At 43.5% G+C, this 22,067-nt stretch carries 18 protein-coding genes and 2 other annotated features; all 18 genes read left to right on the forward strand.

Annotated features, from left to right (window positions below; translation table 11 throughout):
- Positions 1-40: 40 nt before the first annotated feature.
- Positions 41-2,293: a glycoside hydrolase family 65 protein gene (locus tag GB992_RS00965; protein WP_161000843.1), complete on the forward strand. Its 2,253-nt coding sequence runs from the start codon at positions 41-43 to the stop codon at positions 2,291-2,293.
- A gap of 437 nt (positions 2,294-2,730) precedes the next feature.
- Positions 2,731-3,228: a thiol peroxidase gene (tpx, locus tag GB992_RS00970; RefSeq protein ID WP_017261215.1), complete on the forward strand. Its 498-nt coding sequence runs from the start codon at positions 2,731-2,733 to the stop codon at positions 3,226-3,228.
- Between the two features lie 86 nt (positions 3,229-3,314).
- Positions 3,315-3,538 (forward strand) — a binding site (T-box leader).
- A gap of 114 nt (positions 3,539-3,652) precedes the next feature.
- Entirely contained in the window at positions 3,653-6,313 is a 2,661-nt protein-coding gene (locus tag GB992_RS00975; RefSeq protein ID WP_161000844.1) for a valine--tRNA ligase, read from the forward strand.
- Between the two features lie 180 nt (positions 6,314-6,493).
- Entirely contained in the window at positions 6,494-7,825 is a 1,332-nt protein-coding gene (locus GB992_RS00980; RefSeq protein WP_161000845.1) for a bifunctional folylpolyglutamate synthase/dihydrofolate synthase, read from the forward strand.
- A 51-nt stretch (positions 7,826-7,876) separates the two neighbouring features.
- On the forward strand, positions 7,877-8,353 hold the full coding sequence (locus GB992_RS00985) for a JAB domain-containing protein (RefSeq protein ID WP_017261212.1): 477 nt from the start codon (positions 7,877-7,879) through the stop codon (positions 8,351-8,353).
- Between the two features lie 127 nt (positions 8,354-8,480).
- Positions 8,481-9,494, forward strand: coding sequence for a rod shape-determining protein (locus tag GB992_RS00990; protein WP_161000846.1), 1,014 nt, complete (start codon positions 8,481-8,483; stop codon positions 9,492-9,494).
- A gap of 177 nt (positions 9,495-9,671) precedes the next feature.
- Positions 9,672-10,520: a rod shape-determining protein MreC gene (gene mreC / locus GB992_RS00995; protein WP_017261210.1), complete on the forward strand. Its 849-nt coding sequence runs from the start codon at positions 9,672-9,674 to the stop codon at positions 10,518-10,520.
- A gap of 16 nt (positions 10,521-10,536) precedes the next feature.
- Complete coding sequence (gene mreD / locus GB992_RS01000) at positions 10,537-11,064, forward strand: rod shape-determining protein MreD (RefSeq protein ID WP_161000847.1); 528 nt, start codon at positions 10,537-10,539, stop codon at positions 11,062-11,064.
- Between the two features lie 83 nt (positions 11,065-11,147).
- Positions 11,148-11,379 (forward strand) — a binding site (T-box leader).
- Between the two features lie 202 nt (positions 11,380-11,581).
- Entirely contained in the window at positions 11,582-12,229 is a 648-nt protein-coding gene (locus GB992_RS01005) for an amino acid ABC transporter permease (RefSeq protein WP_161000848.1), read from the forward strand.
- Positions 12,230-12,241: 12 nt separating this feature from the next.
- Positions 12,242-12,880, forward strand: a complete 639-nt coding sequence (locus tag GB992_RS01010; protein ID WP_161000849.1) for an amino acid ABC transporter ATP-binding protein — start codon at positions 12,242-12,244, stop codon at positions 12,878-12,880.
- Positions 12,881-12,923: 43 nt separating this feature from the next.
- Positions 12,924-13,781 carry an amino acid ABC transporter substrate-binding protein gene (locus tag GB992_RS01015; RefSeq protein ID WP_284142922.1) on the forward strand — a complete coding sequence of 286 codons (858 nt, stop codon included), beginning with the start codon at positions 12,924-12,926 and terminating at the stop codon, positions 13,779-13,781.
- Between the two features lie 427 nt (positions 13,782-14,208).
- Positions 14,209-15,471 carry an EF-P 5-aminopentanol modification-associated protein YfmF gene (gene yfmF / locus GB992_RS01020; protein ID WP_161000851.1) on the forward strand — a complete coding sequence of 421 codons (1,263 nt, stop codon included), beginning with the start codon at positions 14,209-14,211 and terminating at the stop codon, positions 15,469-15,471.
- Positions 15,472-15,527: 56 nt separating this feature from the next.
- Positions 15,528-16,850 carry an EF-P 5-aminopentanol modification-associated protein YfmH gene (gene yfmH, locus GB992_RS01025; RefSeq protein WP_161000852.1) on the forward strand — a complete coding sequence of 441 codons (1,323 nt, stop codon included), beginning with the start codon at positions 15,528-15,530 and terminating at the stop codon, positions 16,848-16,850.
- A gap of 104 nt (positions 16,851-16,954) precedes the next feature.
- Positions 16,955-17,899 (forward strand): helix-turn-helix domain-containing protein, encoded by a 945-nt coding sequence (locus tag GB992_RS01030; RefSeq protein ID WP_161000853.1) that lies wholly within the window; start codon positions 16,955-16,957, stop codon positions 17,897-17,899.
- Positions 17,900-17,920: 21 nt separating this feature from the next.
- Positions 17,921-18,505 carry a CDP-diacylglycerol--glycerol-3-phosphate 3-phosphatidyltransferase gene (gene pgsA, locus GB992_RS01035; protein WP_161000854.1) on the forward strand — a complete coding sequence of 195 codons (585 nt, stop codon included), beginning with the start codon at positions 17,921-17,923 and terminating at the stop codon, positions 18,503-18,505.
- Between the two features lie 154 nt (positions 18,506-18,659).
- Positions 18,660-19,910, forward strand: a complete 1,251-nt coding sequence (locus tag GB992_RS01040; RefSeq protein WP_161000855.1) for a competence/damage-inducible protein A — start codon at positions 18,660-18,662, stop codon at positions 19,908-19,910.
- A gap of 90 nt (positions 19,911-20,000) precedes the next feature.
- Positions 20,001-21,122 carry a recombinase RecA gene (gene recA, locus GB992_RS01045; protein ID WP_161000856.1) on the forward strand — a complete coding sequence of 374 codons (1,122 nt, stop codon included), beginning with the start codon at positions 20,001-20,003 and terminating at the stop codon, positions 21,120-21,122.
- 179 nt (positions 21,123-21,301) lie between these two features.
- Positions 21,302-22,060, forward strand: coding sequence for an ABC transporter ATP-binding protein (locus tag GB992_RS01050; RefSeq protein WP_161000857.1), 759 nt, complete (start codon positions 21,302-21,304; stop codon positions 22,058-22,060).
- Positions 22,061-22,067: the final 7 nt, after the last annotated feature.

The following is a 22,067-nucleotide window of genomic DNA, read 5'->3' on the forward strand; positions in this document are numbered from 1 at the left end:
GAGCAGAGAACAATATATGTGAGAAGGGACGAATAAAACTATGAAACAAACGTTTGACATCGAACCATGGAACGTTGTTACCCGAAAATTTGATCCAGAGGACAAGCGCCTACAGGAATCAATGACCAGTCTTGGTAACGGTAACATGGGGCTCCGTGGCTTCTTTGAAGAAGATTACAGTGGCGATACTTTACCTGGTATTTACCTTGGGGGCGTGTGGTTCCCAGATAAGACACGTGTTGGTTGGTGGAAGAATGGTTATCCTGCTTACTTTGGTAAAGTTATCAACGCGGTCAACTTTATTAAGGTCAATGCGGTGATTAATGGCGAAAAGCTTGATTTGGCCAAAGATCAAGTGAGTGATTTTAAACTTGATTTGGACATGCAACATGCTTTGTTGACCCGGACATTCACCGTGACGAAGGGTGCAGCTAAGTTGGCTTTCACGTTTGAACGGTTTGTCAGCGCTGCACAAAAAGAGTTAGCGGTTATTCGAGTTAGTGTTAAAAACGTGGGCGATCAGGCTGTTAAGCTAGAATTAAACTCATCGTTGGATGCTGATGTTCAAAACGAAGACGCTAACTACGACGAACGGTTCTGGGATGTGTTGAATATTGACGGTACCAGTGACCAAGGTGAAGTGGTCACCAAGACCAAGCCGAATAATTTTGGCACGCCTCAATTTACCGTTGGGATGCAAATGACCAATAAGAGCACGTTGCCAGCTGTTGAAAACGGTGTGCAAACAGCAACTGAAGTCACGAATGAATTTGGTGGTGAATTGGCTGCCGGTGAAACCGCTCAGTTGGAAAAGCGTGTGATTGTGGTAACATCACGTGATTATGATGACCAAATTGCCTTAACAGCAGGAATGCATGACTTGACGGCAGATGTTAACAAGCAATCATTTGATGATCTTTACCAAGCACACACGGCCGTTTGGGCTGACCGCTGGACGAAGAGTGATGTTTCCATTGAAGGGGACGTTGGTGCTCAACAGGGGATTCGTTTTAATCTGTTCCAGCTGTTCTCGACCTACTATGGTGAAGATTCACGGTTAAATATCGGACCAAAGGGCTTCACTGGTGAAAAGTATGGTGGTGCTACTTACTGGGACACAGATGCCTTTGCAGTACCCGTTTATCTTGGCGTAACGGATCAAAAAGTTACTCGCAATCTGTTGATGTATCGTTATCAACAATTGGATGGCGCTTACCATAATGCAAAGATGCAGGGACTTAAAGGTGCCTTGTTCCCGATGGTCACATTTGACGGTATTGAATCACACAACGAATGGGAAATCACGTTTGAAGAAATTCATCGTAATGGTGACATTGCGTTTGCGATATACAACTACACGCGTTATACGGGCGACAAGAGTTATGTCTTACACGAAGGTAGTAAAGTGTTGACGGAAATTTCCCGCTTCTGGGCCGACCGTGTTCACTTCTCCAAACGTAATCAACAGTACATGATTCATGGTGTCACAGGTCCAGATGAATACGAAAATAACGTCGACAACAACTGGTACACCAACTACTTGGCTCAATGGACGTTGAAGTACACGTTGCAGGTATTACAAGAGGTTGACGCAAAACAGGCCGCTGATTTAGCTGTTAGCGATGAAGAGAAGAAGCAATGGCAAGATATCGTCGACAAGATGTATCTGCCACACGATGACAAACTTGGCATTTTTGTTCAGCATGATGGCTTCCTTGACAAGGATATCGAACCAGTCAGTGCGATTCCTGCTGATCAATTGCCAATTAACCAACACTGGTCATGGGACAAAATCTTACGGTCCCCTTACATTAAGCAAGGGGATGTCTTACAGGGTGTTTGGGACTTTATTGATGACTTTACACCTGCCCAAAAGAAGGCCAACTTTGATTTCTACGAGCCATTAACGGTTCATGAATCCAGCCTATCCGCAGCCATCCATTCAATTTTGGCAGCTGATCTGCATTATGAAGATAAGGCCGTTGAAATGTACGAACGCACATCACGCTTGGATTTGGATAACTACAATAACGATACGGTCGATGGTTTGCATATTACATCAATGACTGGTAGTTGGTTAGCGATTGTTCAAGGCTTTGCCGGCATGCGGGTTCGCAATGATGAGTTACATTTTGCACCATTCCTACCGAAGAAATGGACCAGTTACCAATTCCGTCAACTGTTCCGTGGTCGTCTGATTGAAGTTCATGTGGATGCAAACGGAACAAACGTCAAACTGATTTCGGGTGATCCACTTACGGTTTCGGTTAATGACAAGGAAGTTAATTTGTAGTCAGCTTTAACGCCCTTTAGCAGGGATAGTTGCTATTAGTTGACGTTTAAACTTCAAATTAAACTGTTACAAATCTGATCTAGTGTTAAAGAAATTGGGACATAAGTTTATTTGGGACGAATAATGTGAGTAATATCGCGCTCCAAGGTCCTGAGAATTCTGCTTAACCCAAAACTGACCCATTCCCAAAGTTCGGGAATAGGTCAGTTTTACGTTAATGCTCGTTCTCAAATCGGACTTGTGTCACAGCTCCTTCTTACGACAATTGCTAAAATCAGGTCAGCACTATTTATTAATCTTTATAAATCGAGACTGAAATTTAAAGTGCCAGTCCTTTACTTAACGGGGAAATGGTTTAGAATAAGGCTCAACGAACACCTTATGACCGTAATTTGTGGTGTTTTGTGAGTGAATTTAAATAGACAGGAGTGGTTCTTGTGGAAATCGTTGCAGATGACAATAAAGTACAGCTGGTCGGTGAACCGCTGGCCGTTGGGGATGCGTTACCGCATTTTAAATTATTTGACGAAGATGGCAATAAGGTCAAAATGGCTGAATTGTTAGGCAAACCACTGGTCATTAGCGTGGTACCAGATTTGAACACGCCGGTATGTTCAGTGCAAACCAAGAAATTTAATCAGCAGGCCGACTATCATCAAAATGTTCGTTTTGTGACTGTTTCGAAGAATACACCGTTGGAACAAAAAAACTGGTGTGCGGCTGAAGGTGTGACGAATTTATCCGTGTTGTCGGATGAAGAAGAATCGTTCGGTTACGCGACAAATCTGTTGGTTCCTGATTTAGACGTGCTTGCGCGAGCCGTTTACGTAATGGACGCAGAGGGCAAAGTCGTTTATCGCCAAGTGGTGCCTAATATTGGTCAGGAGCCTGATTATTTGGCCGCTTTAGACGCCTTAGAACAGTTTGAAAAATAATCCGCTTTAATTGTGAGATGGAAAACCATCTTGACGGTCAATGCTGGACAGTCTATGATAAAAAATATTAAAGATGTTTGAAAACGAATAATGCATTGAACAAGAGAGTAGTGAATCGTGGTTTTATAGCAAGCTGGTGTTGATGGAAGGCCGGTAAACGACGTGTAGCGAAAGTAGCTTGTTGGCAGGTTTGCTGAATACGCTTGAGTGCTGAGCGTTAGTAGGTGAATTCGGGTCACGTCCGTTAAACCGTGCTTGAGTGGGGTAGCAATACCCAATTTAGGTGGTACCGCGATTAATCGTCCTAATTTTCTGTATGGAAATTAGGACGATTTTTTGTCGTTTGGAGGCACAACACGCTGCTTTCACCACACACGTTGATAACATTACTTAAAAATTATGATGAGTTGAAAGGAATGATTACATGGCAACTAAAGATTTACCGACGAAATATGATCCACGTGCCGTTGAAAATGGTCGCTATCAAAAATGGCTGGATGCAGGATTATTTAAACCATCTGGCGATAAAAAGGCCAAGCCTTATTCGATTGTTTTGCCACCACCAAACGTTACGGGGAAGCTTCATTTAGGACACGCTTGGGATACCGCCTTGCAAGATATGCTAGTTCGTTACAAACGAATGGAAGGCTACGATACATTGTGGGTTCCTGGTATGGATCACGCTGGCATTGCCACGCAAGCAAAGGTTGAAGCACGCTTGCGTGAACAAGGCATTTCTCGTTACGATCTTGGCCGCGAGAAGTTCGTGGAACAAGTTTGGGACTGGAAGGACGAATATGCCGCTACTATTCATAAGCAGTGGGCTAAATTAGGTCTGTCCATGGATTACAGTCGCGAACGGTTTACACTTGACGAAGGCCTTTCTAAGGCTGTTCGTAAGGTCTTCGTTGATTTGTATAACAAGGGTTTGATCTATCGTGGTGAATACATTATTAACTGGGATCCACAAGCCCGCACAGCGTTGTCCGATATTGAAGTTATCCACAAGGACGATAAGGGTGCTTTCTACCACGTTAAGTATCCATTCACGGATGGCACGACGTATGAAGGCAAGGATTACATTGAAATTGCTACGACTCGTCCCGAAACAATGTTTGGTGACGTTGCTGTTGCTGTTCACCCGAGTGACGAACGGTATAAGGAATTAGTCGGCAAGCACATCAAGGTACCATTGGTTGACCGCGAGATTCCGATTATTGCGGACGAATACGTTGACCCTGAGTTTGGAACGGGGATGGTTAAAATCACGCCAGCTCATGACCCAAACGACTTTCTGGTAGGTAACCGTCATAATCTGAAACGGATCAATACCATGAATGAGGACGCAACGTTAAACGAAAATGCCGGTAAGTATAACGGGATGGATCGTTTTGACGCTCGTAAGGCCATTGTTCAAGACTTGCAGGACGGTGGCTGGATGCTAAAGATTGACCCAATCGTGCACTCAGTTGGTCACTCAGAACGGACCGGTGTGCAGGTTGAAGCCCGTCTTTCAACCCAGTGGTTTGTTAAGATGAAGCCATTGGCAGAGCAAGCATTGGATCACCAAAAGACAGATGACAAGGTCACGTTCTGGCCTTCACGGTTTGAAGATACCTATGAACAGTGGATGAATAACGTTCATGACTGGGTTATTTCCCGTCAACTATGGTGGGGTCACCGGATTCCAGCTTGGTACAATAAGCAAACTGGTGAAACGTATGTTGGCATGGAAGCACCGAAGGACGAAGAAAACTGGACTCAAGATCCAGATGTTTTGGATACGTGGTTTAGTTCCGGCTTGTGGCCGATGACGACTATGGGCTGGCCAGACACTGATAATCCAGATTTCAAACGGTATTTCCCAACTGATGATTTGGTTACTGGTTACGATATCATTTTCTTCTGGGTATCCAGAATGATGTTTGAATCGGTTGAATTTACTGGCAAACGGCCGTTTAAGAACGTGCTGATGCATGGTTTGATGCGGGACAATCAAGGCCGTAAAATGAGTAAGTCACTCGGCAACGGGATTGACCCAATGGATGTCATCGATAAGTACGGTGTCGATGCCATGCGCTGGTTCTTGGCTAACGGTTCAACGCCAGGTCAAGATGTTCGTTATGATACGACCAAACTTGATGCGGCGTGGAATTTCATTAACAAGATTTGGAATGCTAGCCGTTACGTCATTATGAATTTAGGCGACATGGAGAAACCAGTATTGCCAGACAAAGCAAACTGGAATTTGGCGGACCGGTGGATTTTGAGTCGGTTGAACCAAACGGTCGCTGACGTTCATCGCCTGTTCGATAAGTTTGAATTTGGTGAAGTTGGTCGTGCACTTTATAATTTCATCTGGAATGACCTGTGTGACTGGTACATTGAAATGACCAAGGAAGTGCTTAACGGGGATGACGAAGCCGCTAAGAAGAACACACAAAATGTCTTGGGTTATGTTCTTGACCAGACGTTGCGTTTGATGCATCCACTGATGCCGTTCGTAACGGAAGAACTATGGCAAGACATGCCGCATGAAGGTGAATCCATCATGGTGGCGGACTACCCAGTTGTTCACGATGACTTTGATGATGCCAAAGCTGAAACTGACATGGGTCGCTTAATTGAGTTGATCACTGCGGTTCGTAATATTCGTGGTGAAGCCAATGCACCGATGAGTAGTGCCGTTGAACTGCTGATTAAGACCAATAATCCAGAATTGAAGACACTGTTTGAAACGAACCGTGATTTTGTGGATCGGTTCTGTCACCCGAGTGACTTGCAGATTGGACCAGATGTTGTGGCACCAAAACTGGCCATGTCAGCCATCATTTCTGATGCGGAAGTTTACATCCCGTTAGCTGAATTGATTAACTTGGATGATGAAATTGCGCGTCTTGAAAAAGAAGTCGCTAATTTGCAGAATGAAGTAACCCGTTCCGAAAAGAAACTGGGTAATGAACGCTTCGTTGCTAATGCGCCAGAAGCAGTTGTCGCAGAAGAGCGAAGTAAGCAAGCTGATTGGCAACAAAAACTAACAGCAGCCACTAGCCGTTTGGCAGAGGTTAAAGCGAGCCGTAATTAAATGAACGCTCTGTTACAAACGTTGGCTTGAAAAATAGTCAATTGAAAAAGCGCCGTTCTGTTAACTTGAACCAAGACAATAAGTTAACGGAACGGCGTTTTTGTATGCTTTTTGCATGGCTAACATAGTCGTTGATGTATGATAGCAAGTAGACAAATTGAGAATGAGTGGGGCACTGACATGGTTAAAACGTATGAAGAGGCTGTGGCCTATATTCACGGCCGATCAAAGTTTAAAAAATCACCAACATTAGATCGTATGAGATTGTTTCTGGAGCGGTTAAACCATCCCGAAACGGATATCCAGATGGTTCATATTGTCGGAACAAACGGAAAGGGCTCTACACTAACCTTTTTGCGCAATCTATTACAGGCAGATGGGTTGACCGTGGGCAGTTTCACGTCACCATATTTGGTCCGTTTCAATGAGCGAATCAGTGTGGATGGTGAACCTATCAGTGATGCAGATATTCTGCGACTGGTTCAAATTATTCAACCAGTTGAAGCAACGTTAGACGAAGAACTGCCTGAGGGTGGACCAACAGAGTTTGAAACGTTGACCGCCATGATGTTGCTGTACTTTGCTGAAGGGCACGCTGATATCGTTCTGGTAGAAGCCGGTCTTGGCGGTCGCTTTGACTCTACCAATGTGATTACACCGCTCTTGTCAGTTATCACAACCATTGGTTTGGACCATATGAAAATGTTGGGTGACACGGTTAGCAAAATTGCTTGGCAGAAAGCTGGCATTGCGAAACCCGATGTCCCGATGATTACTGGAAACATCACTGATGACGGCGCGTTGTCCGTTATTCGTGAGGTCACTACACGTACGGACACGCCTTGGTTTGCCATGAACCGTGATTATCAGATTCACTATCAGTCGGCTCAGGGCTGGCAGGAACGGTTTAGTTTTGATGGTTTTGATCAACATTTAAAGGATCTGACAATTAGCATGTTGGGTCGTTATCAAAGTGACAACGCGGCCACAGCACTAGCAACTTATCTAAAATTGCATCAATTACAACAACTGCCAGTGTCAGTTAAAAGTATTCGTGATGGCCTCAACACTGCTTTCTGGGCAGGGCGTTTCGAGAAGTTAAACGACCAGCCTTTGGTGGTGATCGACGGTGCACATAATGAGCCAGCCGTGGATGAACTTGCTAAGCTAATCAAAACTCATTTTGGACAACAAAGTGTGACCATTATTTTTGCGGTTTTGGCGGACAAAGCTTACGAAAAAATGTTGCCAAAGCTAGCGGCATTGCCAAACGTGCATTTGGTGCTAACACATTTCGCAGGCCCTAATGCAAAACGAAATGCGGCAGATTTGGATGCGTTGGAAGCTAGTTTAAAACAGCCTGTACCCAAGTTTGACAATTGGCAGGTGGCAATCGCACAAACTGCAGGCGGTTTGTCCGCAGATGATGTTCTGATTATTACAGGGTCGTTGTATTTTATTTCTGATGTGCGTCATTTATTTACAGATAATGATGAAGTGGCGAACAACTGACCCTCAATTTGCGTATGTTAAGTCAACGTCATAATTTGGAGGTTGGCAAACATGAAACAAATTGGTACAAAAACAGAAGGGCAGACAAAATTAACAATTGGTACTCAAGCGGGGTCCAGCCGCACAGTCGGGATTGCGTTGAGCGATGAAATGAGTGATTTACGTCAGGAAACGTTATTGCTACTGGCACTGAATGTTAAAAATCAGGTTGTTGCCCGTTGCGAAGTTTTCCGTGGGACAGTGGACGCGTGCGTTGCCCATCCGCGTGATGTTTTTTATCAGGCGATTGTCGCTAATGCGGCGAGGGTAATCGTTGCACATAACCATCCGAGTGGTCTGGCCAAGCCCTCACCAAGTGATCAAGAATTTGGTCAGCGCCTGTGGTTGGCTGGTCAGTTGCTCGGCATTGAGCTACTAGATTGTTTTATCGTCGGTCGTCATAGTTATTTCAGTTTCGGCGAGCATGATCTCTTTAATGCCGTGACGTTACCGGAAATTTTGGCTGAAAAAGATACGGCTACGTCGTAATTCGGTTTGTTTAAGGAAGAATAAAAATCTTGATAACAGTGGAAACGACCTGTTTTCACTGTTTTTTCTATGGTATACTTTTTCCGATATGATTTGGCCTAAGGGTCTTTTGAAGGGAAGAAATACTGTGTTTGGATTAGGACAAAAAAACATCGGCATCGACTTGGGAACTGCCAACACACTTGTATATATTGACGGCAAGGGCATCGTTGTACGCGAGCCTTCTGTTGTTGCACGTAACACGAATACAGGTGAAGTGGTTGCAGTTGGTCAAGAAGCACGTAAGATGCTGGGTCGTACCCCCGGTAGCATTTCAGCTATTCGACCAATGAAAAACGGGGTTATTGCCGATTATGATACGACGGTAGCCATGATGAAGTATTACATTCAAAAGGCCCTCGGTCGGTCTTCTGAAAAACCATACATCATGGTATGTGTGCCAAGTGGGATTACTGAAGTTGAAAAGCGGGCAGTGATTGATGCTACTCGTGTGGCTGGTGCCCGTGATGCATACGTCATTGAGGAACCTTTTGCAGCCGCCATCGGTGCCGGTCTTCCTGTCATGGATCCAACTGGTAGTATGGTTGTTGACATTGGTGGTGGGACTACCGATGTTGCCACGATCTCACTCGGTGGGATTGTATCCAGTCGGTCCATTCGTATGGCTGGCGACAAGCTCGATGAGTCAATTGTTGCTTTCGTTCGTCAAAAGTACAATTTATTGATTGGTGAAACGACAGCGGAAAACTTAAAGATTCAAATTGGTTCTGCTTCTGTTGAAGCTTCTGAAAGCATGGATGGCGCATCAATCCGAGGCCGTGATTTGATTTCTGGTTTGCCAAAGACCATTGATGTTACTGCTGAAGATGTTGCCAAAGCAATTCACGACACCATTGTTGAAGTGATTGCTGCCATTAAGGAAACACTGGAAGAAACCTCACCTGAAATTGCGGCAGACGTTATCGATCATGGGATTGTCTTGACCGGTGGTGGTGCATTACTGAAGAATCTTCAGGATGTTATTTCTGAAGCAACCAAGGTGCCAGTGTTCATTGCCAATGAACCACTCGACTGTGTGGCTATTGGTACTGGTGAATCGTTGAAGAGTATTGACGTCATGAAACGGCGCAACAACCGTTAATAATTCGAAAATGTGTGGCACAAAGCATTGGTCTTGGTCGACAAAAATAATGTGTGAAAACGACATTGTTTTTGTCCAGACCGCGTCAACGGACGTTGAAAGTGGTTAGATAACCGCGACGCCAACGCGTTTGTGTCGCACTTTTTGATTGTGATGTTTTTAGACTTGGAGGTAACAATGCATAGATTCTTTTCAAACCGACGACTCGTAATCATCGCCGTGGGAATCATTACATGCCTGGGACTATTGACGTTATCGGTGACGGTTCGTAATCGTCGAAATACACCACCGATCATTCAACAATTTGGGAATGATGTGGCTGGTTTTGCTGACCGAGTGGTAAGTGTACCTGTTGGTGGCGTCGGTGCTGGGGTCAATTCGATCTCTCAGTTGTTAAGCACGTATGATGAAAATCAGAAGTTAAAACAACAAGTTGATCAAATGGCCCAGGACAAGGTTCGTTTGCAAACAACTGAAAATGAAAATAAAGAATTACGTAGCGAAGCCAAGTTAAACAATAGCTTGATTGATTACCAGCCAATTACGGCTGGTGTTATTGCTCGAACACCATCGGCATGGCAGAATCAATTGGTTATCGGCAAAGGTAAAACCAGTGGCATCAAGAAAAACATGCCTGTTCTTGCGGGCAAGGGATTGATTGGCCGCGTGATTGAGGTCAATCAAACCAACAGTAAGGTTGAGTTGATTTCTGATGATACTGACACCGCTAACCGGTTTGCTATTCAGGTCACTAATGCCGGTGGTGAGACGGTTAATGGCATTGTGACTGGCTATGATAAAGACAAAAATCTGTTAGAAATGGGTCAGATCACGACTAAGGTTGCCATTAAAAAGGGCGATAAAGTGACAACTAGTGGACTCGGCGGCATAACCCCTAAGGGACTGTTTGTTGGCACGATTGTCTCAACCAGCTCTGACGATTATGGCTTGGCAAACAAGGTTTACATCAAGCCGGCGGGCAATCTTGGAACGGTTAACGTTGTTACAGTTGCCGCAAAACAATAAATAGGGGGATGATGACATGCGTGAATCAAGCTTACGCTGGACGTTTATTATTGGCCTTCTGTTGAGTGTGTTTTTGGATGGCACGATCAGCCAGCAGTTCGCTGGCCATTTATTCCGCAGTTCGGCGACGGCTGTGCCAGAGATTACTACGCTGTGGTTGCTTTGCGCGTCTTTCTTTGAAGATCAATATCATATGCCAACATATTGGTTTGCAGTTTTCGCTGGCGTGGTTTTTGACCTCTTTTACAGTGGCTATTGGGGCGTATACCTGTTTATTTTCCCAGTTATCGTATGGTTAGCTCGTACTTTACGACAAGTGCTTCCCGTTAATTTATTTGCGACATTGCTGGGCGGTTTTTTAGGTTTTACCATTCAACCATTATTGAGTTGGTCGGCCTTACAAATGATTGGTGGCACTGGTACGTCATTCGCTGATTTTATGGTAATCGATCTGGCACCAACGTTGGCCCTAAATGAAGTGATTCTGTTGATCTTGTATGTGCCATTACGCCAACTTTATTTGCGTGGTGCACGTGTTCAGTAAATTTTTTTACTGTGTGGCGTATTTAATAGGGTTGACAGAGCGTGTAAAGAACACTATAGTGTTGCTAACTTAAAAATATGAATGAAATGACATTGAACAGAAGAGTAGATGACAGGCTTGTCCAGAAAGTAATCGCTGCTGTGATGATTACCATGACTGTTGTTGAAACACATCTGTGAGTCGTTTGACTGAATTTATGAAGTAGGTTAAACCGGTCGGTCCGTTACCCCAAGGAGTTTATAAACAAACTCGTTGAGTCAGTTACTGTGAAGTAATTGAAAGCTTGAGGTGGAACCGCGCGAACACGCCCTCTTTAGTCACTAGGATGACTAAAGAGGGCGTGTTTTTGTTTATAAACTCCGTGAGTTTATCGTCGTGAGGCGGTAGAAAAATGAGGTGGCACCACGTTAACCAGCGTCCTCTAACTAGCAATTAGGCTAGTTAGGGGATTTTTTTGTGTCAAGCCGCTACATGTTGTCATTATTTTAAAAAGTTGTTCATCATAGGAGGGGTTAACATGTCGTTAACATACGTCAATCAGATTTTGCCATCATTATTTAGTGGGGCATGGATGACCATTCGTATTTTCTTTTGGACGTTGGTTGGTGCCTTACCACTGGGTGTATTAGTTAGTATGGGACTGCGGTCACGCTTTTCACCGATTCGTTGGGTGTTAAACTTTTACGTTTGGCTTATGCGGGGGACGCCGCTATTGCTTCAATTGATGTTTGTCTTTTACGGACTTCCAGACGTTAATATTGTGTTTGCCCGTTATCCCGCAGCTCTGTTCGCCTTTATCTTAAACTACGCAGCTTATTTTGCTGAAATTTTCCGTGGTGGCTTTGCCGGTATTGACCACGGTCAGTATGAGGGTGCTCAAGTGCTCGGACTAACTTATACCCAAACATTGCGAAAGATCATACTGCCACAAGTGGTTAAAAGCGTTATCCCCGCTGTTGGTAATGAAGTGATCAACTTGGTCAAAGATTCATCGCTGGTTTATGTTATTGGGTTAGGTGATCTGCTGCGTGCCGGCAATGTGGCATCTGCTAGAGATGTCACATTGGTTCCACTGATCTTAGTGGGGATTATTTATCTTTTGTTGACGTTGGTTTGTACTTACGCCTTACGTGGATTAGAGAAACACTACAGTTACTACCGATAGGAGGGACAAACTATGCTGGAATTAAAAAACATTAACAAATCATTTGCACAACGCAAAATTTTAAACAACTTTTCAATGGTTGTTCCTGACCAACAAATTGTTAGTATCGTCGGTCCCTCTGGTGCCGGCAAAACGACCTTGTTACGGTGCATTGCTGGATTAGAACGACCAGACTCAGGCAGCTTTCTTTTAGACGGTCAACCGTTCGATCCAGTTGAGGATCGTGGAAGTGAACGTAAAATCGGTGTTGTATTTCAAGACTTTAATTTGTTTCCTAATCTAAGTGTGTTTGACAACATCATGTTGGCACCCAAAATGGTAACAGGTCAGACGACAAAACAGGCCCGTGAACAAGTCGAACCGTTGGTTGAATCACTTGGATTGGCTCAAGTCGTTAAACAGTATCCATTTCAGTTATCAGGTGGTCAAAAACAGCGTGTTGCAATTGCGCGAGCTTTGGCTATGGAACCAGCTATTTTATGTTATGACGAGCCAACGTCAGCATTGGACCCAACGCTTCGCGATACGGTCGGCCAACTCATTTTAGATCTCAAAAAACGAGGAATTACCCAGATTGTTGTCACGCATGATCAGCAGTTTGCGGAAAAAATTGCCGATCAGGTTGTGACAGTTAAACCACTGAATGCCTAAGGTCATGTTAGTTTGACCAGGGATAGTGGGGAGGATGAAGATAATGATTCGAAAACGAACAATAAGCAGGTATCGACGATTAGCGGCATTAGTTGCCGTCATGCTAATGGGCATTTTAGTTTTGAGTGGGTGCGAGAGCGTTGCTACCCGTGCGGATCATCAAGATACTTGGCAACATATAAAACGCCGTGGAACGGTCGTTATTGGTGTTGATGATAGCTTTGTGCCGATGGGCTTTCGCGAAAAAAATGGGAAATTGGTTGGTTACGATGTGGACTTAGCGAAGGCAACGTTTGCCCAGTATGGTCTCAAAGTGGATTTTCAAACGATCGACTGGTCCATGAAGGAAACGGAATTGCGTAATGGGACGATTGATGCGATTTGGAATGGTTATACCATAACACCTCAGCGGGCAGCCAAAGTGGCCTTTTCCCGACCATACCTCAGAAATCGTCAGGTGTTGGTAACTAAGAGAAAGCAAAATATCCGGCAGTTTTCGGATATGAAGGGCAAAATCTTAGGCTTGCAAACCGGATCATCAGCTCAAACGTTAGTTAATCAAAAGCCTAAGCTATTGAAACAATATATCAAAGGATCGCCGATAACCTACGATACGTTTAATGATGCCTTTATTGATCTGAACGTTAACCGTATTCAGGGATTATTGATCGATCAAGTATATGCAGGCTATTACGTTAAGCACGAACCCAATCCGTCTGCTTATCGAACGATTGTTGGCGATTTTGCCGGGGAAGACTACGCGGTTGGCTTACGTAAGGGGGATGTCACTTTACGCAAAAAGATCAACCAGGCCTTTGTTAAACTTGCTAAGAATGGGCAACTCAGTCAGATTAATCACAAATGGTTCGGGCAGGATTCAGATTCATTAATTCAGAAGTAGCTTTTATGGAATATTCGCGGTTTTCAACGTTCAGTTAAATTTTTTAGTCACTTGAATTGTCAAATTAAGTGCAACACTACATTAAAGAATATTTCATAAGGCGTTTTCCATCCGAGACATTTACGGGGACGATTATTCATTTGTTCTGTTCCTTTCATGATTGTTTTCGCAAACATCATTTTACAGAAATTTGGCCATGGGCCATTCTTTATTTAATTAGTGTTGCACTTAAAGTGTAAATTCAAGCATAATAAATATTAAAAAGTCGTATGACACAAATTTTGAGATTATGAGAATTTGTGTCATACGATTTTTTTACGTTTTTTTCGATAGCGGTTCTAGTCGAGAGGATTGTTTTTAAGGGGCTTTTCAGCTAGTATAAAGCAATGATGACTACACAAATTTATTTTAACGGAGGCGGCTGGAATTGAAACAGGATTTAGCAAACGGTGTTCATTTAACCGTTCTCCCAACCACACAATTTAAAACAGTTAGCGTCCTGGTATCATTTTGCTCGCCAGTTCAATTAGCAACGTTAACGACGCGTTCACTTCTGGCCGATCTATTAGAGACCAGTTCGGCGATGTACCCGACACAAACGGCGTTGGCCGCAGTGCTGAGCAATATGTATGGTGCAAATTTTAATACGAATGTCACTAAAATGGGCAACTTAGCTCAGTTTCAGTTTGCACTGACCCTAGCCAACGGTCGCTATCTAGAAGGACAACCTAATTTATTAGCTGACGGATTTCATTTCCTCAACGAAGTGATGTTAAATCCACTGGTTAGCACGCAGAATGGTATTACCGGTTTTGATCAGCAAACGTTTGATCGACAAAAAGAAAATTTGGCCATTGCCTTACGCGCCGTCAGCGATGATAAGATGCTGTACGCACGTTTACAGGCACAGCATTTGCACTTTGGCGACACTGCGGCTGCTTATCCCAGTGCAGGTCGGTTAGCTGACGTCGAAAGTCTAACGGCACAGTCAGTTTATAATGAATATCGACGTATTTTGACTGAAGATGAAGTGTTTATTTATGTTATGGGTGACGTTGATGCTGATGAAGTGGCAACGTTGCTTGATTCATTTGATTTAACGGATCGCCCATCGATGTCACGACAAATTACGATACCACAGGAAGCTCCTTCGGGTGTCACCAGCAAAGTGGAACATCAGCCGATAACCCAAGCTAAGCTTGACCTGATTTATCATCTGCCGGTTCATTATGGTGACAATCAGTATTTTGCGGCGCAGGTTTTTAACGGACTGTTTGGCGGAACGCCGCTATCATTGTTGTTTACTAACGTTCGCGAAAAGAAGAGCCTAGCCTACTATGCTAATTCAGGCGTTAATTTCTTTAATCAAACGTTATTGGTACAGGCCGGTATCGATGGAGAGCAAGCGGTGACTGTGCAGCAGATCATTGGTGAGCAACTGGCTGATCTGGCGGCGGGAAAGTTTAGTGTGGATCGCATGAGTCAGGTTAAGGAAACGTTGATTAATCAACGTGAAGCAGCTCAGGATGCGCCACGATTGGTAGTTGGTTCTGAATTATTGGGTGACTTAACGGCTAGACCAATGACTGTAAGTGACTGGATTGATGGAATCAATGCTGTCACAGCCCAGGATGTTGCCGTAATTGCACAGCAAACGAGTTTGGCAACGAGTTATTTACTTAGTAAATAGCCAGCTAAAATTCAAATTGCCAATTTACAAAGTATCTGATTGATAAGGAGACAACTGTGGAAAAACACGATTATCAGCAGTTAGGCGAAACTATTTATGAAGAAACGCTGCCCAATGGCTTACTGGTGCAGTTGCTGCCAAAGGCAGGTTTTCATAAGACATATGCCTTAATGACAACTGACTTCGGTTCAACGGATCGAACGTTTACACCACGTGGGGCTGATGAAGCAGTGACCATTCCAGATGGGGTTGCCCATTTTTTGGAACATAAGATGTTTGAAAAAGCAGATCACGACGCGTTCGATCTGTTTGGACAATATGGTGCAGATGCAAATGCTTATACGAGTTTTACACGAACCAGTTATTTGTTTGCTGCAAGTCGTCATCTCAAAGAGAATTTAGATATTCTTTTGGATTTTGTTCAAGATCCTTACTTTACCGAGGCTACTGTAGCTAAGGAAAAAGGGATTATCGGACAAGAAATTCAAATGTATGACGATGACCCAAGCTGGCAGTTATTTATGGGTATTGTGGGTAACTTATATCCAACAGAACCCGTTCATATTGATATTGCCGGAACGGTCGATTCAATTAGTCAGATTACGGCAGAGCAATTAATGTCGACGTATCAAACGTTTTACCATCCAAGTAATATGAATTTATTTATCGTGGGGGCATTTGAGCCTGATTCAGTAATGACTTGGATTAAAGAAAATCAGGCCGACAAGACGTTTGAACAACCGGCTGCGATTGACCGAACGATCATTGAAAATCATGATCAAACGGAGATACTTCCTTATCGAAGTCGCCATTTGGACGTTACAATGCCGAAGTCAATTGTGGGGCTTCGTGGTTTAGACGATGTGCCCAGTGGGCGTGATGGATTAAAATATAGTTTGGCTGCATCCTTGTTGCTAGATATGTTGTTTGCAGATACCAGTGAGACGTATCTGAAGCTGTATGATGCTGGCATTATTGATGACAGTTTTGACTATGATTTTTCCTTAGAGCGTGGATTCCACTTTTTGACCGTCAGCAGTGATACCGATGATCCAAACAGCTTTTCAGAAGCAATTATTAATGTGTTAGAGCATGTCAGTGATTACTTATCCGGTCAGCCGGCTATTGAAAACTTTGAATTGGTTAAGCGTGAAGCAATCGGCCATCACATAATGATGCTGAATTCAGTGGAAGCCATTGCCAACGCATATGAAGGCAAGCTGTTTGATAATGCTAATTTACTTGATGAGACACAGCTGTTAGAGTCACTAACTTTAGCGGACGTTCAGTCTTTAGCAGAAGCCTTAATTCGATCTGAAGGAATTAGTGTGTTTGATGTTTTGCCAACTGAAGATACGGAAGATCTTGAAAATTCTTAAAAAAATTCACCGTTTTTGTAATTCAATAACAGGAACAGGCTGTTATGCTATACTTAAATTCAACGTGTCATTAACGTATTCTATAAAGATGGAGTCTTTATCTTATGAGTGAGGAAACACCAACTATTGGTCAAAAGTTGCAGGAAGCCCGCAACGCAAAGGGTTTAACAATTGATGACGTTCAACAAAGCACAAAAATTCAACGTCGCTACCTCATCGCCATTGAAGACGGCAAGTTTGATGAGTTGCCAGGCGATTTTTACGTGCGGGCATTTATTAAGCAATACGCCCAGGCGGTTGATTTGAACGGCGATGAGTTATTAAAAGATTATAACGATCAGTTGCCACAGGCGGCTGCAACACATGTCATGCCAGCTGATGAGGCCCCGGCAACACGGGAAAAGACACCTCAAGTGCGCGAAAGTAACGGAACATTGGAACGGTTACGATCAATCTTGCCAATTGCACTAGTAACGTTGCTAGTTGTGGTTATTCTTGGTGCCATTTGGGTGTTTGCGGTGCGTAATGGGAATAAGTCCAGCAACAATAGTCAGATTTCCAGCAGTGCAGTTAAGGTAAGCTCTTCGAAAGATACTGAATCGAGTAGCTCAAGCAGCGCCAGTTCAAGTTCCAGCAGCTCATCCAGTAGCTCAAGTTCGAGCAGTTCAAGTAGCGACTCTAGTTCAGATAAGTCGAAGAAAAACAGTAAGGCAAAGTTAGTCTCTGTTTCTACGACGGGCGGTAACAGCACCTATCGTTTGGAAAATGCCCCTGCTACGAACAAAATTACTATTGCTGCTGACAATGCTGCATCTTGGATGCAAGTTACACCGGCAGGTAGTTCTGCACTTTATGTCGGAACAATGCAGAGCGGTAAGTCACAAACGGTCACCTTACCTAACGGCGCAACTTCGGTCGCAGTTTCATTTGGTAATCGGACAGCGACTAAGATTCAAATCAACGGTAAAGATGTTGATATTAGTAAAGGGACTGGCAATACTGGTGTCCTGACGATTCAATTACAGGCAGCTACTAGTAAAGCGAAATAACGTATAAGCAGAGGTCACATTGTGAATTTACCTAATAAATTAACGGTTTTTCGAATCATTTTGATTCCAATTTTCTTGATCATTATGGCAATTCCCTTTAATTGGGGAGTTGTTACGTGGGCCGGAACGAATATTCCGGTCACGAGTTTGATTGGTACGATTATTTTTATTGTTGCGTCGTTAACTGATTTCTTGGACGGTCGAATTGCTCGCGGACAACATTTGGTCACAAACTTTGGTAAGTTTGCCGATCCACTTGCTGATAAAATGCTGGTAATGACTGCTTTTGTCATTTTAGTTGAGATGGGAAAGGCACCAGCTTGGGTTGTTGCAATTATCGTGTGTCGTGAACTTGCAATCACTGGTTTGCGGTTATTAATTGTTGAAAACGATGGCACTGTGATGGCTGCGGCTTATCCAGGTAAAATCAAAACAACCACGCAAATGTTATCAATTATTCTGTTATTCTTGAATAATGTGTTCTTTAATAACATTCATGTACCGATGGCTGGCATTCTGCTTTATGTCTGCTTATTCTTCACGCTCTATTCAGGAATTGATTACTTCGTTCAAAACCGGAGTGTCTTCAGCGATGGGTTTAAATAAATAACGATTTTTAGGACACCTTTGCAAACTGTGAAGGTGTCTTTTTAAATACTCTTTTCAATTTTTCAGGGCTACGGTTATGTGCAAACTGTTTTATAATTAAAACTGCACGAACATTTGTGACTAAAATGCGTATGTTAGGAGTGAACATCGTTTGCAAGCAGAAATTATCGCCGTTGGTACGGAAATTTTATTAGGACAGATCGACAATACGAATGCGAGTTATGTTGCCCGTGGACTAGCCGGACTGGGCATCAATGTATTTCATCAACAGGTAGTTGGTGACAATCCGGAACGTTTGGATGATGCCATTGCATTGGCGGAGCAGCGAAGTGATCTCGTTGTTGTGATGGGTGGTCTCGGACCTACACGAGATGATTTAACCAAGCAAGTTGTTGCAAGGCATTTAGGCCGAAAATTAGTGGTTGATGAGCAGGCGCTCAATAAGATTGTTACGCATTATAAAACGACTGGCCGGTCGCTAGGTGATAACGATCGATTGCAGGCGTTGTATGTGGACGGTGGTCGTTCATTACCTAACGAAAATGGTATGGCTGTTGGTGACTTTATTCATCAGGCAAACTGGACAGACTTTTTAGTCCTGCCAGGACCGCCACGTGAATTAATCGATATGTTTGATCGAACAGTCGTGCCGGTCTTAAGGGACACGTATCAAATTGAAGAGCGGCTAAAGTCCCGTGTATTAAGGTATTTTGGGATTGGTGAAGCAGATTTGGCGCGTCAATTAGATGATTTAATTGATAATCAGACGAATCCGACGTTAGCCACCTATGCTAAAAGCGGTGAAGTCACGTTGCGTTTGACCGCTAACGCCAAAGACGACCAGGTTGCTAATGCTCTGTTAGATAAAATGGAGAAGACCGTTCAAGATCGCATTGGGCAGTACTTTTACGGCTACGGCGACGATAACGATTTGGCCACTGTAGTTGTTAATCAGCTCATTGCGCATCATTTAAGTATTACGGCAGCTGAAAGTTTAACTGCTGGTTTATTTCAAAGTACGATTGGATCAGTTCCTGGCGTTTCAGCTGTTTTTCCAGGCGGTTTTGTAACGTATGCGGCTTCTGCGAAACATGAGCTGATTGCTGTTCCACAGTCTGTGATTGATCAATTTGGCGTGGTCAGTGAGCAGACAGCTATTTGGATGGCACAGCAATCGAAGAAATTGTTGCATACAGATATCGCGGTTTCATTTACTGGGGTTGCAGGTCCAGACGAGTTAGAAGGTCATCCGGCTGGCACAGTTTGGATTGGCTTAGCATATCGTGACGAACCAGTAGTTGCACATGAATATCACTTTGCGGATGATCGCCAATTAAATCGTTGGCGATCTGTACTAAACGGATTGGATCTGATTCGTCGTGCCATCAACGATCATAACTGATGCGAACTTTTGTTCGATTTTCCTTGCTTTTTGTTCTATTACTCGGTATCATAATGACATTAGGTTATGTGATTGAAGGAGGATTTGCCCTTGGCAGATGCACGTCAGGCAGCCTTAGATGCTGCGTTAAAAAAAATTGAAAAAAACTTTGGTAAGGGATCCATTATGCGTTTGGGTGAAAATGTAAACACTCAAATTTCCACGATTCCTTCCGGCTCTCTGAAACTAGACGATGCACTGGGAGTGGGTGGTTACCCGCGCGGGCGAATCGTTGAAGTTTATGGACCTGAATCATCAGGTAAGACAACAATTGCGTTACACGCTGTTGCTGAAGTTCAAAAGATGGGTGGTACGGCGGCGTACATCGATGCCGAAAACGCGTTAGATGCCCAATATGCTGAAGCCCTAGGTGTCAAAGTTGATGATTTATTATTGTCTCAACCAGACACTGGTGAGCAGGGATTGGAAATTACGGATGCGTTAGTTTCCTCCGGTGCGATTGACATTGTTGTCATTGATTCAGTAGCTGCTTTAGTTCCTCGTGCTGAAATTGAAGGTGAAATGGGTGATGCTCATGTCGGCCTTCAAGCACGATTGATGTCACAGGCTTTGCGGAAACTTTCTGGAACCATTAACAAAACGAAGACCATCGCAATCTTTATCAATCAGATTCGTGAAAAAGTTGGTGTGATGTTTGGTAATCCAGAAACGACACCGGGTGGACGGGCACTTAAGTTTTATGCCACAATTCGCCTGGAAGTACGTCGTGCTGAGCAGATTAAAGATGGCACTGAAGTGAAGGGAAACCGTACTAGGATTAAGGTTGTTAAGAACAAGGTAGCTTCACCATTCCGTGTTGCGGAAGTCGACATTATGTACGGACACGGCATTTCTCAATCGGGTGAGTTGCTGGATATGGCGGTTGACAAGGATATTGTCGACAAGTCTGGTGCTTGGTATTCGTATGATGGTGAGCGGATCGGTCAAGGCCGTGAAAATGTTAAGGCTTATCTAGAGGCAGATGAGCATCAAGCAATGCGTCAAGAAATCTATGATAAAGTGCGTAAGGCATATAACATGGATGGAAACGCAGACGATGAAGATTCGGAATCTACTGAAAACGATACGAAAGACGCTAAGACAGCAAAAGCATCATCCACTAAAGCGGCTAAGTCTTCAGCAAAGGGCAGTGAAACAACGTTAGATGTTTAACTGGATGTTTTGTGCTCAGGAATGAAACGCTTTAAAAAATAATCAAATCAATCAATTTTCAAAAGACGCTGATACTATGTTAGCGTCTTTTTTTTGCAGAAAAAAGTTGACTTTTGTCTTCATTGCTTATACAGTTAGTTACACAAGTAATTAACCACATAAGCGATGAAGGAGATATCATGCAAAAAACACCAGTAGTTTCAGTCAGTGGGTTACACAAAATTTACGGGCGTAAGAATGAACGACAATATGAAGCTTTAAAAGGAATTGACTTTACGATTGATGAAGGCGAATTTGTTGGCATTATGGGAGCTTCAGGGTCGGGTAAAACAACGCTCCTCAACTTACTATCTACACTCGATACGCCAACAAGTGGCAGTGTTGAGGTGAATGGTCAAGATATAACCGGGTTCAAGGGAAAAGCATTGTCAGATTTCCGTTCAGAAGAAATTGGTTTTATCTTTCAGGACTTCAATCTTCTAGAAAGTTTGACGGCTAAAGAAAACATTGCCTTGCCCTTATCACTTCAAGGGGTAAAGAAAGCGGAAATTTCAAAGGCGGTTAAAGAAGTAGCCACAACATTGTCGATTGAAAATCTGTTGTCTAAATACCCTACAGAACTGTCGGGAGGTCAAAAACAGCGCGTAGCGGCCGCTAGAGCGATTGTTCATCGTCCTGCAATCATTATGGGAGATGAACCAACCGGTGCCTTAGATTCAAAGTCTGCGCGTGATTTACTAGATTTAATGACAGATATAAATAAAAACCAACATGTTTCTGTCCTACTGGTCACACATGATCCTTTTTCAGCCAGTTTTTGTGACCGGATCTTGTTCATTCAAGACGGTCAAATTGGTCAGGAATTAAAAAAAGCTGACAATAATCGTCAAACTTTTTATCAAGAAATTCTGAACCAATTGGGTACTTTTGAACAGTAAGCGGGGG

This window comes from Furfurilactobacillus milii (assembly GCF_009863985.1).
GTDB classification, from domain to species: domain Bacteria; phylum Bacillota; class Bacilli; order Lactobacillales; family Lactobacillaceae; genus Furfurilactobacillus; species Furfurilactobacillus milii_A.